Annotated in this window: 14 protein-coding genes; 7 read left to right on the top strand and 7 right to left on the bottom strand. The window is 53.0% G+C overall.

All coding sequences use genetic code 11. From position 1 onward, the window contains the following. Positions 1–587, top strand: a 587-nt coding sequence (locus tag Q0O33_RS01980; RefSeq protein ID WP_295495321.1) for an enoyl-CoA hydratase/isomerase family protein, incomplete at its 5' end; no start/stop codon positions are given. Between the two features lie 3 nt (positions 588–590). Here the strand turns inward: Q0O33_RS01980 and Q0O33_RS01975 are convergent. Next, a complete protein-coding gene (locus Q0O33_RS01975; protein WP_295495318.1) occupies positions 591–1,061 on the bottom strand; it encodes a thioesterase family protein in 471 nt (156 codons plus the stop codon). Positions 1,062–1,137: 76 nt separating this feature from the next. Here Q0O33_RS01975 and Q0O33_RS01970 point away from each other — a divergent pair, with 76 nt between their 5' ends. Beyond that, entirely contained in the window at positions 1,138–2,289 is a 1,152-nt protein-coding gene (locus Q0O33_RS01970; protein WP_295495316.1) for a zinc-dependent alcohol dehydrogenase family protein, read from the top strand. A gap of 11 nt (positions 2,290–2,300) precedes the next feature. On the opposite strand, the gene Q0O33_RS01965 is transcribed toward Q0O33_RS01970, so the two are convergent. Beyond that, positions 2,301–2,888 carry a nuclear transport factor 2 family protein gene (locus Q0O33_RS01965; protein WP_295495313.1) on the bottom strand — a complete coding sequence of 196 codons (588 nt, stop codon included), beginning with the start codon at positions 2,886–2,888 and terminating at the stop codon, positions 2,301–2,303. A 21-nt stretch (positions 2,889–2,909) separates the two neighbouring features. After that, entirely contained in the window at positions 2,910–4,556 is a 1,647-nt protein-coding gene (locus Q0O33_RS01960) for an FAD-binding protein (protein WP_295495311.1), read from the bottom strand. A 187-nt stretch (positions 4,557–4,743) separates the two neighbouring features. Here Q0O33_RS01960 and Q0O33_RS01955 point away from each other — a divergent pair, with 187 nt between their 5' ends. From Q0O33_RS01955 to Q0O33_RS01940, 4 genes are all read left to right on the top strand, one after another. Further along, positions 4,744–5,538 carry a GntR family transcriptional regulator gene (locus Q0O33_RS01955; protein ID WP_295495309.1) on the top strand — a complete coding sequence of 265 codons (795 nt, stop codon included), beginning with the start codon at positions 4,744–4,746 and terminating at the stop codon, positions 5,536–5,538. An 87-nt stretch (positions 5,539–5,625) separates the two neighbouring features. Beyond that, entirely contained in the window at positions 5,626–6,615 is a 990-nt protein-coding gene (locus tag Q0O33_RS01950) for a thiamine pyrophosphate-dependent dehydrogenase E1 component subunit alpha (protein ID WP_295495307.1), read from the top strand. Next, complete coding sequence (locus Q0O33_RS01945) at positions 6,612–7,622, top strand: alpha-ketoacid dehydrogenase subunit beta (protein WP_295495304.1); 1,011 nt, start codon at positions 6,612–6,614, stop codon at positions 7,620–7,622. Before Q0O33_RS01950 ends, Q0O33_RS01945 begins: the two co-directional genes overlap by 4 nt. Before the next feature lie 11 nt (positions 7,623–7,633). Continuing rightward, positions 7,634–7,864 carry a biotin/lipoyl-containing protein gene (locus tag Q0O33_RS01940; protein ID WP_295495303.1) on the top strand — a complete coding sequence of 77 codons (231 nt, stop codon included), beginning with the start codon at positions 7,634–7,636 and terminating at the stop codon, positions 7,862–7,864. Positions 7,865–8,077: 213 nt separating this feature from the next. Here Q0O33_RS01940 and Q0O33_RS01935 read toward each other — a convergent pair whose 3' ends face one another. Then, entirely contained in the window at positions 8,078–9,127 is a 1,050-nt protein-coding gene (locus Q0O33_RS01935) for a phosphotransferase (RefSeq protein WP_295495302.1), read from the bottom strand. A gap of 140 nt (positions 9,128–9,267) precedes the next feature. Between Q0O33_RS01935 and Q0O33_RS01930 the strand changes: the two genes are divergently transcribed. Further along, the gene (locus Q0O33_RS01930) at positions 9,268–10,137 is read left to right on the top strand and encodes an SDR family oxidoreductase (RefSeq protein ID WP_295495300.1); all 870 of its coding nucleotides are present in this window, start codon (positions 9,268–9,270) and stop codon (positions 10,135–10,137) included. 25 nt (positions 10,138–10,162) lie between these two features. Here Q0O33_RS01930 and Q0O33_RS01925 read toward each other — a convergent pair whose 3' ends face one another. From Q0O33_RS01925 to Q0O33_RS01915, 3 genes are read right to left on the bottom strand one after another with little or no spacing between them, the layout of a single operon-like run. Beyond that, positions 10,163–10,327, bottom strand: coding sequence for a rubredoxin (locus tag Q0O33_RS01925; protein ID WP_295495297.1), 165 nt, complete (start codon positions 10,325–10,327; stop codon positions 10,163–10,165). Between the two features lie 9 nt (positions 10,328–10,336). Further along, positions 10,337–11,587: a cytochrome P450 gene (locus tag Q0O33_RS01920; protein WP_295495295.1), complete on the bottom strand. Its 1,251-nt coding sequence runs from the start codon at positions 11,585–11,587 to the stop codon at positions 10,337–10,339. Then, positions 11,584–12,726 carry a serine hydrolase domain-containing protein gene (locus Q0O33_RS01915; RefSeq protein WP_295495292.1) on the bottom strand — a complete coding sequence of 381 codons (1,143 nt, stop codon included), beginning with the start codon at positions 12,724–12,726 and terminating at the stop codon, positions 11,584–11,586. Before Q0O33_RS01915 ends, Q0O33_RS01920 begins: the two co-directional genes overlap by 4 nt. Between the last annotated feature and the right edge of the window lie 2 nt (positions 12,727–12,728).

Below are 12,728 nucleotides of genomic sequence, written 5' to 3'. Positions count from 1 at the left end.
CGGACTTCAACGAAGGCGGCGATTTTGCTGCTGACGATGATGATGCCTCAGTGCTCGCGCTTTATGCGCAGGCGGCGCGCCTTTATTCCAACCGTAAACCGGTCATAGCAATCGTCCAAGGTGCGGCCATTGGCGCAGGACTTGGATTGGCTTTGGTCGCGGACTTCCGGATTGCATCTGAACAAAGTCGCTTTGCTGCCAACTTCGTCAAGCTCGGTTTTCACGCGGGCTTTGGTATCTCAACCCGGTTACCTGAGATCATTGGCCAACAAAATGCTGCCCGTATGTTACTGACGGGTGAACGCGTTAACGGCGCGAATGCCCTTGATTGGGGGCTAATAGACATGCTGGCGACGACCGAAGATTTGGAAAAGTCTGCAATGCATTTTGCACTTCAGATTGCGGAGAATGCTCCGCTAGCGGTTGAGGCGACAAGGGCAACATTACGTGGGGATATCTCTGGCCGCGTGCAGTCGGCCACGCGTTTCGAAGCAGGGGTTCAAAGCCGGCTGAAGAAAACCGCGGACTTTGCTGAAGGCGTTCAGGCTGTTGCTCAGCGCCGTCGAGGACAGTTTAGCCGCAAATAGGTATTAAGTGAGGCTTTCCAGAAAGGATCGAAGCGCAGTGGGAATTGATGCTGGCCGCCTTGTCCGGGCATCTACATAGACATGCACGAAAAAGCCTTCGGCTGCCGCGATATCCTCACCATGTTTGAACAGACCAACTTCATAACGGACACTGGAGTTTCCAATATGTGCAACGCGAATGCCTGCGTCGACGGTTTCCGGAAAGCTTAGTGCAGATGCGTATCTACATCCGGTTTCAACGACCAAGCCAATGACATTGCCATTTTGTGGATCAAGCAAACCTTCGTCAATCAAGGTTGCATTGACCGCCGTGTCAAAGAAACTGTAATATACTACGTTGTTAACATGGCCATATACGTCATTGTCCATCCAGCGCGTGGTGATCGTCCGAAAGCGGGCGTAGTTGGACCGCATCCCGGACTCTTTGGAAGATTTTTGAGGGTCGGCCGGAGCGATTTTCGTACTATTGTTCACAAAAGCTTCCATGATTGACTGGAACCCGCCAATGGTCAGGGGCACCTGATTTGGGGTTGTCGGTTCAACGGGTGTAATGAGAGAGGGTTCTAAAGTGAAGGTAAAAGCTGCAATCTTGCGGGAAATGGGGGCAACAGCGCCCTATGCGTCGTCTCGGCCTTTATCCATCGAGGAAGTAGAGCTTGATGCACCCGGGTTTGGCGAGGTTCTGGTTAGAATTGCCGCCGCTGGTCTGTGCCATTCCGATCTTTCGGTTATCAACGGCAGCAGACCGCGTCCGATGCCGATGGCCATTGGCCATGAGGCCGCAGGTGAGGTGGTCGCTATTGGCGATGGGGTAGATGATCTGTTGCCGGGCGACCATGTTGTGATGGTTTTTATGCCAAGCTGTGGGCATTGCCTTCCATGTGCCGAGGGGCGCCCTGCGTTGTGCGAACCCGGAGCAGGCGCCAATGGTAAGGGCACGTTGTTGTCCGGAGGCATCCGCTTGCATCAAGAAGGCGCGGCATTGCATCATCATCTCGGCTGCTCTGCCTTTGCTGATCATGCGGTAGTTTCGCGCCGGTCGCTCGTTAAAATCGACAAGGACCTGCCGTTTCAGGAAGCTGCCCTATTCGGGTGCGCTGTTTTGACAGGGGTTGGTGCAGTGGTGAACACTGGGCGCGTTCAGGCGGGCGAAAGCGTTGCGGTAATCGGCTTGGGCGGCGTTGGCCTTGCCGCTGTCTTGGGCGCAATCGCGTGCGGCGCGTCACAAATCATTGCGGTTGATGTGTCGGATAAGAAGCTGGCGCTCGCAGCATCTATGGGCGCGACTGATACCGTTGACGCACGTGATCCTGACGCAATCGAGAAAGTCCGCCAATTAACAGGCGGTGGGGCGGATTTCGTATTTGAATTTGCCGGTGTTGGCGCGGCGTTGGAGAACGCTTACAAAATGACAAAAAGAGGCGGTACAACCGTTACCGCTGGTCTCCCGCCGCCTGACGTGAATTTGGCATTAAACATTGTCAGTTTGGTGGCCGAGGAGCGCACCGTCAAAGGAAGCTATATTGGCACCTGCGTTCCCGTGCGCGACATTCCGCGCTATGTTGCATTATACCGCGCCGGACGTTTGCCTGTGAATAAGTTGTTGAGTGGAACAATCAGCCTTGACGAGATTAATGAAGGCTTTGACCGGCTGCATGATGGGTCAGTTGTGCGGTTGATCGTTGATTTCGATAAGCATTAGAACCGCGCTCTTTATGCTTGCGGGGCATAACCTTTTGGCAGAATATCGATATTGATACCAATTCTCTCGGTCGGAACAGTCAATGGACGCTCGTAAGAGGAGTCAGAGTTGTCGCGGGCAACGACACCACTTTCCCGCAGCATAGACATGAATTCGGCTGGAACTTTCGATTGTGCCGGAACCCCGCCCCATTCGGAGACGCATTTGCGCGCTGCAATGCGCCAGACGCCGTCGCGCTTTTCCATCCGGTCAATGTACCGACCTCCGCCGATGGAAAAGGAATAATCCTTCGCATCCATTCCAGCAAACATCCAATAAGTTTCCGTATGCGCGACATCGCCATCCAGATCGCAGCTATGGTTGGTGATGATATGCTGATGCCCGGCCTGCGCGTTATTGTGATAATGGTTCACCCATTCCCAAAATGCCTCCGGCCCGCCTACGAAAAAGCCGTGATCGTCAATGGCATCGGGGTGATAACAGGATAGCAAGAGCGCGCGATCCATCCGGTCCACGCCCCGGCAATAATTTGTCACCACGTCACGAATTTTTTGCCGGTCATGCAATTCGCGGACCATATCTTCGACGCTCGGTTCCATATAAAGCTCCTGATATGCTTTTTAATTGGGAGCCTGTCCCAAAGCGTGCCGTGCGGCGACCCATCCAAAGATGAATGCAGGCGAAATACTGGCCCCGGCACCCGGGTAGGTTTTACCCATGACTGATGCGGTTGAGTTGCCGGTGGCGTAAAGCCCCTGAAGTATGCTGCCGTCTTCTTTGATGACGCGGGCAAACTCATCAGTAAGGATCCCGCCAAAGGTTCCAACGTCACCGGGGTAAATAGCAACAGCATAATATGGTGGCTTTTCAATTGCACCGAGTCCCGGATTGGGGCCATGGGACGGATCGGCAAAGACTAGGTCATAGGCCTTTGACCCGCGCCCGAAATCCTCGTCTTTGCCTTTGCGGGCGAAGCCGTTGAAACGCTCTATAGTGGCCTTCAGGTTATCAGCAGGCACATTAATCTGCGCCGCAAGTTCTTCAATGGTATCGGCTTTTTTCATATAGCCGCTATCGAAAAAGGATTGCGGCGTCTTGCCTGCCAGAAACGCCCAAGGATAACGATCGCGGTGGCGCGACTCGACGATCGCCCAAACCGGCACATCGCCGCCCGCATAAACGGCCTGGCCGTTAGCCATATAGCTTTGCGCCTCGTTGGTATAACGCTGACCTTTCTGATTGACCAAAATGCAATGCGGCTTGGGCAAATCGAGTACATGGATATAGCGTTCCCCAGTGGGCGGGGTGGATGTCAAAATCCAAACTGCACCATCCATGAAATCCAACGCAGCGCCGTGCGACTTGGCAATTTCAATCATTTCGCCGGTATCGCCAGGGTTGGCGTTCGTCCAAGCGACCGACGAAGGTTGAGGCCCATATTGTTTGCGCATGGCTTCATTGTGCGAGAAACCACCTGCGTTAATCAGCACGCCATCGCGCGCTTCAATACGCCAAGGTTTCCCGTCTTTTTGCGTAACCACGCCTGTTACTTTGCCGTTTTCTTCAATGAGTTCGGACACGCCTGAATTGACACGAATGTCTATATTCTGGCGAAGAGCCATTTGAAGCATGCGTCCCTGGATTGCCGTACCCGCTGCGACATACTCCCGGCCTAGAAGCTTTGCCTTGATTATACGCATGCCAAGGGAAAGCGCGGCCAGCTTGCCATCAAAGGTCGTCTTCATCACCATGAGGCGGCGGCCTTCAATGCCCCTGATAGGAAGGCTTGAAAGGCCACGCCGAAGCTTTGCAGCCCATTCAACCGGCAGTTCTTTTACGTTGAACGGTTCGACTGCAAGTGATCTGCTCTCAGGAAGGCCGCCGGGAAGGTCGTCATGATAATCGGACCATCCGTCGCAACGTATGAATGGCATGCCTTTGGTTTCCAAATAATCCACCAGCTTTGGACCTTGGTTTAGGAACATGTCTTTGCGATTGCGGGATGTGGCGGGGCCAATATCCCCCACAGCAGCGTCCAGATATGTGCGCCCTTTCTCAGCGCTATCGTTTATACCATCGCGCGCCTGAAGGGGGTGGTTGGGTATCCAAAACACGCCGCCAGACATCGCAGTCGATCCGCCTATCTTATCGGTTTTCTCGAGAATAAGCGGCTTCTTGCCTGAATCTGCAATCGTAAGTGCCGCCACAATCGAACCGCCGCCGCTGCCGGCAACAATGAAGTCTACACTTTCGTCCCATTGGCTCACGTCGCACTCTCCTCATCCGTCTCTAGGTCGTCGATCCTTGCCGACCACCCTATTTGGTTTTGCTTACTCTTATGTTTATCATCTAACTAATTTATATGGACGTTTGCAAGCACTGTTCTTGACGGTGATGCTTGCGAAATAGGTGGCTTTTCGGCTAACAGCGTTATCGATTATAAAGGAATTTAAATTGTCTAACGGATTTGTAGCCATTCCCGTCGGTAGCCGGAGCAACGCGGTCGCCGTCAGGGTCCCTAAAACAGCGGAACTTGTAGCCAAGCAAATACGAAATGCGATCATCAGAGGCGAGTTAAGCGACGGTGATACATTGCCGGCTGAGTCACACCTCATTGCTGAATTTGAGGTTTCGCGCCCAACAATCCGCGAGGCGGTTCGTATTTTGGAGTCGGAGGGCTTAGTTACTGTTGCCCGGGGTGCCCGGGGTGGGGCGCGTATAAGTTCGCCCGATTATGAAATGATGGAGCGGGCAGCGGGCATCATTCTGCAATCGCAAAAGGTGGCTATCGGCGATCTTTATGAGATGCGGACCCTTATTGAACCTCCTGCGGCGCGCCTTGTGGCCGAACGCAACAGCGAAGTGGCAGTTCCTATTTTGCGGCGCTTTATCGAAGACGAAATGAGCCTGATGACCGATAGGTTTGCAGTCACTATTAAGATTGCCGAATTCCACCGGCTTTTGATGGAACTTTCCGGAAACAAAACGCTAAATGTATTCTCTCAGGCGTTGCGCGGTCTGGTGGAGGGGCATCTCGCATTGGCTCAACGGCGCAGGCCGGATGCTGACTCCGAGTTCTCTCAGAAACAGCTGCGTTTCGGTTTGAAGTCGCATTCCCGTTTGGTGGATTTAATCGAAGCTAAAGACGGTGATGCTGCTGAAGCGCATTGGAAAGAGCATATGGAGGCAGCCGGTCGGGTTTGGCTGTCTCAAGTTGGCCCTGCGTCATTGGTGGATTTGTTGGACTGAAAATAGCATCTTCGCCCTCGACAGGCCCTCCCCAATCATATAACGGATATTATCGATTATCCGTGTTAGAAAAAAGGAGAGCTTCGCATGGCTGACAAGCAGTTTGTCGCAGATTCCCCCGCATTGTTGGATATTTACAAGCGGGCCGCGCTGTTGAAAGCGAACGATGAGCGCGCCCGGAAGGTGATTCTTTCAGGGCAGGTCGCAATGGCCTATTACTCCTATCGCGGCCAAGAAATTATTCCGTCAGTGATGGGTAATGTTTTGCGCGACGACGACACGATTTGTACAATCTATCGCGGTATCCACGACATGTTGGGTAAGGGCTTTCCTTTAAAGGAATTATGGGCGGAACTTGCTGGCCGCTCGACGGGCTCATGCAAGGGTAAAGGCGGCCCGATGCATTTGACCTACCCACCGAAAGGCATAATGGTTACAACCGGTATTGTCGGTTCATCGGCGCCAATTGCTAATGGCCTTGCTTGGGCGGCGCAGCTCGACAAAAGCGATCGGGTATCGGTTTGTACATTTGGCGATGGTGCATCCAATATTGGGGCAGTTCACGAGGCCATGAACCTTGCTTCGGTATGGAAACTGCCCACTATCTTTGTATGTCAGAACAATCTGTTCGCCGAGCACACGAAATTTGAAAAGATGACTGGCGGACAGAATATTGCCAATCGCGCAGACGGTTACGGAATGCCCGGTGTTCGTGTTGATGGTAATGATCCCGAAGCCATGTATTCCGCATTTGCAGAAGCAGTTGCCCGCGCCCGTGCGGGCGAAGGCCCAACGCTGCTCGAGTGCATGACATTCCGCTTTTTCGGACATAACTTCGGCGATGATGACAGCTATATTCCGCCGGAGCAAAAGGCTGCGGCAATGGAAGCAGACCCAGTACCCCGTTTCCGGGCACGTTTGATTGCCGATCGTATCGCGTCGGAAGATGAGCTTGCCGCATTCGAATCTGATGTTGAAGGACAGATTAGCGAAGCGCTCGAGTTTGCATTGTCTTCACCCTGGCCCACAGCCGATGAACTGCGGTTTGATGTATTTGAAAAGGAGATCGCGGCATGAGCGCGGCGCAAAAAGTGGCAAAGCCTACCGTTACCATATTGGCGGCTATTTCGAAGGCCTATCGCGACGCGTTGGCAGAAGATTCGAAAGTCATTACCCTTGGCGAAGACATTGGTGACGCGGAAGGTGGCGGCATTGTAAAGATCACCAAGGGCCTATCCGCTAGCTTTGGCGAGGAACGTGTTCGGTCGACCCCAATTGCCGAACAAGCCATTATGGGCGCAGCAATCGGGGCAAGCTTGGCCGGATATAAGCCGATCGCTGAAATCATGCTTATGAACTTTACAACTGTGGCGATGGACATGATTGTCAATCATGCTGCCAAGTTGCGTTTCATGTCGGGTGGACAAACCAGTGTCCCAATCGTCATTCGCACCATGACCGGGCTCGGTTTTGGTTCCGGCGGCCAGCATTGTGATTATCTGGAGGCTTGGTTCGCACATACCGCCGGTATTAAGGTATGCGCACCATCAACTCCGGAAGACGCTTATGGACTTCTGCGGGCTGCCATTGAAGATCCCGATCCGGTGATTTTCATCGAAAATCTTCCAACTTATTTTACACCCATGTCTTTTGAATTGCCAGACAACAGTCATCGTGTGCCCTTGGGCAAGGCTGCGGTTCAGCGTGAGGGCAGCGATGTCACGTTGGTTTCTTATGCGCGCATGGCAGTTGAAGCACGGATGGCGGCGGCTAAGGCTGCAGAACAGGGCATATCTGTCGAAGTTATTGACCTCCGCACGATTGCGCCGTGGGATCGCGAAACGGTGCTTGCTTCGGCCCAAAAAACCGGTCGGGTCCTGATTGCACACGAAGCGGTAAAACAACACGGCGTCGGTGCGGAAATTGCTGCTGTCATAAATGAAGAGCTTTTTGGTCAGCTGAAAAAGCCAGTGAAGCGGCTGGGCGGCGCATTTTGTGCGGTTCCCTATTCAAAACCGCTCGAATCTGCTTTTGCTCCGGATGCGGCATCGATCCTGGCGGCCATCGTCCAACTTGCAAGCTAAGGAGCCTTAACATGGCATTTCAGGTAACACTTCCAAAAATCGGCTTTTCCATGAACGAAGGCATTCTAAGCGAATGGCTCTTCGAGGACGGAGCGCAGGTGGCTGAGGGGCAGCCACTTTATTCAATTGAAAGCGACAAATCGACCAATGAAGTCGAAAGCCCCGCTTCTGGTACGCTCAAGATCATTGGGGAAATCGGTGAAACCTATGAAGTAGGGACCGTGATTGCCGAAATAGGATAAGCTAATCGCGCGGCTGGAGGCTGAACCCTCCGCCGCGCACTTGGCCGTCGTTGGTTACTGCGGTTGATGAAGATTGTTTGGCCAACAATATATCGGCATTCCAGAATAGCCAAAAAGGCAAGAAGTCCTGATATGTCCTTTGGTCCTCCATCTTGCCTCCTCAATCAAATATGAAACTTCCGTAGGGTTTCAATCACTTCACGACGTGACCGATTATACGCCTAGTCGTCCAAATGTATCATGGTCGATCATGGCCATTGCGAACCGAACCGCGGCTGCAGTGTTGTTGGCTTCTGTCTGAAATTGCGAGCTATTCAGCAGCCATATCAGCAAGCCCCAAATGACATCGCGGCGGTAAGCGGCCCAAGCACCATCAAAGGACGGGGTGTCTACGCCCTCCTGTGCAAGGCAGTGCAGATAATGCTGTAGCAATGCAGCCTCCCAACGTCGGCGGTCCACAACGTCTAGGCCTGCAATCAAGAAATAGCTGACGTCAATCGACCATGCACCGCGCCGCGGTTGCATATCGAGAAAGCCAGGGGTGCCGTCTGCGTCCAGATAGAGATTGCCTAAATGCATGTCACCATGGTTGACAACCATAGCCATTTTTTCAGTCTTATGCGCCTCTGTCATCGCCAGATGTGCGGCGCGGATCCTTTCGGGATCAAGCAACATCTTCGGCATGGCAGCGCCGCGCGGTGCGGTTGCGTAGCGCTGGAACTGGTCGGCGGTCTTGAGCAAATGGAAGTAATGTGCCACGCCATTTTCGCTGGTGTCCGGTGCCCAGGCAAAGCGCGTGTTTAATTCTGGTGCATTCCACCATTGCGCGTGAAACTTTGCCAGTCCTTCAAGATATTGTTTGGCAAGATCAAAGCCTATCGGCTCTTGCAAGGTCAGAAATTTTACGTCGCGCAGGCACAAATCCTCCAGCACCACCAGCGCCCGGCCATCTTCGTTCAAGGCAGAACCAAAGCATTTGGGAGCATTGAGCTGCACCGTAGGTAATAGATCAGCATAAGCGTGATATTCGTTCACATGCATCGCGCGCATGTTTGTGCTGTGTGGTTCAAACCCGACCTTCATCATTAGACTTGAAGGAAAATCGTTACGATTGGTGCGTGCAGCCAATCGCACCTTTGTGCAGGCTCCGTGTTGCACATCCACTATCGCAACTGAGTCAACAACTAGCCCAGGTTCGTTCGTTGCCAACAACTCGGTCAACCATACCGCTGATATATCTGTTAGGGTCGATGGGAGGTGCATATTCGCTCCTAAAAATATTATAGTTTTGGTTCTAATCAGTTAAATAAATGATATTATTCTTGTTGAGGCAAGTGCTATCTGTGATGCGATGATTATAGCCACAATTTCATCAGATTTTGCGCCATGATAGGAGAGAATTGGTGACAAGCTTGGCAGGCAAAACGCTATTTATAACTGGTGCTAGCCGCGGCATTGGCCTTTCGATTGCGCTACGTGCGGCGCGCGACGGTGCCAATATCGTGATTGCCGCCAAAACAACGGAGCCACATCCAACCCTACCCGGGACAATTTACACGGCGGCAGCGGCTATAGAAGGTGTTGGGGGAAGGGCGCTTCCAATTCCTGTGGACCTGCGTGACGATGATGCTGTCGACGCCGCTATCGCTCGGGCGGTAGACCATTTCGGCGGTATTGATATTGTCATTAACAATGCAAGCGCGATGCATCGAAAGCCTACGCTTGAAACCGATATGAAGCGGTTCGATTTACTGTTTGGCATCAATACCCGTGGTACCTATCAGTTGACACGTAAGTGCCTTCCCCATTTGCTGAAGGCGCAAAACCCGCACGTGCTGACGATCGCGCCGCTGCCGATTTTTGATCATCCGGAAAAATTCAAACCTTATCCTGCCTATATGCTATCGAAAATGAACATGACCTTGTTGAGCATGGCGTGGGCCGAGGAGTTTGAAGGGCAGGTTGCGTTCAACACTCTCTGGCCGCGGACAGCCATTTGGACCGCTGCTGTTCAAGCGTTGCGCGGTGATGATGGTGCGGCGCGTGCGCGAAGCCCTGAAATCATGGCCGATGCCGCATGGCATATACTAACCCAAGATGCCGGCAGTTTCTCTGGTCGGTTCATGCTGGATGACGATGTTCTGCGTGATGCCGGCGTAACCGATTTTACGCATTATTATCATCCGGACGCTGATCCGGCAGATATGAACTCGAGCCTTTGGGTCAGCTATGGCTTGGTATCGGTGGAAGATTCCTTGCGCAAACCAAAATGAAGGCTTCGAACAAGGCAAGCTTATATTAGATTTCTTCCATTTCAAATTCTGCCTTCAGGGCACCGCAATCAGGACATTTCCAGTCGTCGGGAACATCGTCCCAAGATGTGCCCGGCGGTATGTCACCGATTGGATCCCCCACAGCTTGGTCATAGACCCACCCGCAATTCATACACATCCATTGTTTCATAAATGCACCTCAGCCGTCGAACCGAACATGCATATGTTCCGGTGAACGCAAAATGTGCCCGATCATCTGCGGCGGCGGCATATCGGGGTCAAGGCGCAAATTAGGCAGATTATCAAGCAGCGCATTCATCGCGCGGGTCATTTCGACCCTTGCCAGATGCTGCCCGATGCACAGATGCGGTCCGCTTGCAAAAGCGAGCGAGCGGTGTTTGCGATCGCGGAAAATATCGAACTTATCGGGGTTTTCGAATTTGCGTGGGTCCCGGTTTGCCGAAGCGAGAACCAAGTTGATAAACGTACCTTTAGGAATCGTGACGCCATCAATTTCTGTATCTTGGCTTGCATATCGCAAGGTAGATGTGACCGGTCCTTCCCACCGCAAAGCTTCATCTATGGCTTGCGCAATAAGCGTTCTGTCCTCCTGCACGGCTTTCAACTGATCAGTCTTGGTCAGCAATCCGGTCAATAAAGCGCTGGTCCCGCGAAAAGTGGTGTCACCGCCAGCATTCATCAGCTGCCGCAAAAACGAAATAAGAACGATGTCGGGCAGGCGCTCTCCATCCGATTCTACTGTCGCGAGGTGGCTCACAAGATCAGTCCCAGGGCGCGCACGCCGTTGGGCAAGAAGCTCAGCGAAGAAATTGCCAAGCTTGATAGAGGCTTCGCGCCCTTGCGGTGCTCCTATAGAAGATAACAACTGAGCAATTGCTAACTTGTGAAATATTGGCCCCTGTTCTGGCTCGAGTTCCAGTTGGGCATAGATTACCTGAAACGGATAATGATGCGTGAACTGTTCAATCAGGTCCGCTTTGCCCGTGCCAATGAAGGCATCCATCAGGCGGTGTACCACCGGATCAACAACGGTTTCACCCCATTTCGAAACCACTTGCGGCAAAAATGCCTTTTGAAAAATGCGGCGATAACGTGTGTGGTCTGGTGCATCCATGACGGATACCGATTCACCAAAAGATACGCCAAGGCTCGGTAGAAAAGCCTCGCGGTTGGTGAAAATTTCTGGATGGGTCAAAACGTGCAGAACGGCGTCGTAACCCAGCACCATCATTTGCGGCAGGCCACCATGTTGCACATCAGGCACATCGGTAAACTGGTTCCGATAAACGCCCTCAACAACGCTACCTTGCTGCATAAGTTCGTGAATGCGCGGATATGGGTCGGGGCAACGGCCAGTCGACATCCGTTCCATTTCGAATGCGTTGAAAGTAGGATCAGAGAGATCCTCAAGTTTGGGCAACGTGATCATGATTTCCACTCCAGTCCTAATGCGGAGATGATGGCTTTAGATATTGGCAGGATCGGGTCGTCCTTGGGATCGCGTGCGTTAAACATGCGGTTGTGGCAAATGGCGACGGCCAAATTTTGCTCTGGGTCTGCCCAGCCCAATGATCCGCCCGCACCGGGATGCCAAATAGCGCGCGGGGTGCTGACCCTGTGCCCACCCAACCAATAGCCGCCAACGCTAATGGGAATAGGCATGCCGAACATGACAGGATCAGGCTCATCGCCATTGTCACGAACGTTAGAGAAATTCGCAACACGGTCTGCCGAAAGCAAGCGAACGCCGTCTAATTCACCGCCACCTGCGAGCATCGCCCAAAAGCGTGCCTCATCACGAGCGTTAAAAATACCGCCAACGCCTGCAATGCAGGCGCGCTGCACATCGGGGCGACCAAATACGCGTGGTACCAGATCGACGGCATGGGGCATTGAGCGCGCGTAAAGCGTTGCCTCAGGGGGAGGGGGATCATTTTCATTGCGGTTGGACATCACCGCAACCCGGTCCGCAACTGCATCGGGAATTCCAATCCACAGGTCGGCCAGCCCCAGCGGAGCAGCAATCTCTTCTTGCACAAAGACGTTCAGGTCACGGCGCTTAGGGTCCGCACGCTTCACAATTTCACCAATGATCCAACCAAAGGTCATGGATTGATAAAGGGTTTTTTCACCGGGAGGTGCCAACGGCTCCATTGCGGCAATGGCGCTTGCCATCCAGTCGCTGTCGCACATATGTTCAGGCGTTACGCCCTCCGGCATCAATGGAACCCCGGCTCGGTGGGTCAATGCGTGGCGGACGGTCGCGCTTGCTTTTCCATTTTGCGCAAATTCGGGCCAATAGTCAGCAATCGGCGCGTCATAATCGACATATCCTTTTTCCGCCTGAATATGTAGAGCCGTCGCCGCCACAGCCTTGGTAACCGAATAGACATTGTAAAGTGTATCGGCTGATGCAAGCGTGCCATTGGCTGGGTCAGCTAGTCCATCCCAAACGTTGAGCACCAATTTCCCCTGATGGTACGCAACGGCATGCACAGCCTCTTCCAGCCCATTGTAAATCGCTGTTCGTATGGCCGCTCTTACCGCGGTGTCATCAATGATGCCCATGG

It is taken from the genome of Sphingorhabdus sp. EL138 (genome assembly GCF_945862485.1).
Lineage (GTDB): Bacteria > Pseudomonadota > Alphaproteobacteria > Sphingomonadales > Sphingomonadaceae > Sphingorhabdus_B.
The sequence above is the reverse complement of the archived record's forward strand: the minus strand, read 5'-3'. Positions and strand labels throughout refer to the sequence as shown.

What these genes read in the sequence shown, in the direction of transcription:
- Q0O33_RS01970 (WP_295495316.1), top strand. Translation starts at nt 1,138, where the DNA reads ATGAGAGAGGGTTCTAAAGTGAAGGTAAAAGCTGCAATCTTGCGGGAA.
- Q0O33_RS01950 (WP_295495307.1), top strand. Translation starts at nt 5,626, where the DNA reads ATGGCTGACAAGCAGTTTGTCGCAGATTCCCCCGCATTGTTGGATATT.
- Q0O33_RS01935 (WP_295495302.1), bottom strand. Translation starts at nt 9,127, where the DNA reads ATGCACCTCCCATCGACCCTAACAGATATATCAGCGGTATGGTTGACC.
- Q0O33_RS01915 (WP_295495292.1), bottom strand. Translation starts at nt 12,726, where the DNA reads ATGGGCATCATTGATGACACCGCGGTAAGAGCGGCCATACGAACAGCG.
- Q0O33_RS01920 (WP_295495295.1), bottom strand. Translation starts at nt 11,587, where the DNA reads ATGATCACGTTGCCCAAACTTGAGGATCTCTCTGATCCTACTTTCAAC.
- Q0O33_RS01940 (WP_295495303.1), top strand. Translation starts at nt 7,634, where the DNA reads ATGGCATTTCAGGTAACACTTCCAAAAATCGGCTTTTCCATGAACGAA.
- Q0O33_RS01925 (WP_295495297.1), bottom strand. Translation starts at nt 10,327, where the DNA reads ATGAAACAATGGATGTGTATGAATTGCGGGTGGGTCTATGACCAAGCT.
- Q0O33_RS01945 (WP_295495304.1), top strand. Translation starts at nt 6,612, where the DNA reads ATGAGCGCGGCGCAAAAAGTGGCAAAGCCTACCGTTACCATATTGGCG.
- Q0O33_RS01965 (WP_295495313.1), bottom strand. Translation starts at nt 2,888, where the DNA reads ATGGAACCGAGCGTCGAAGATATGGTCCGCGAATTGCATGACCGGCAA.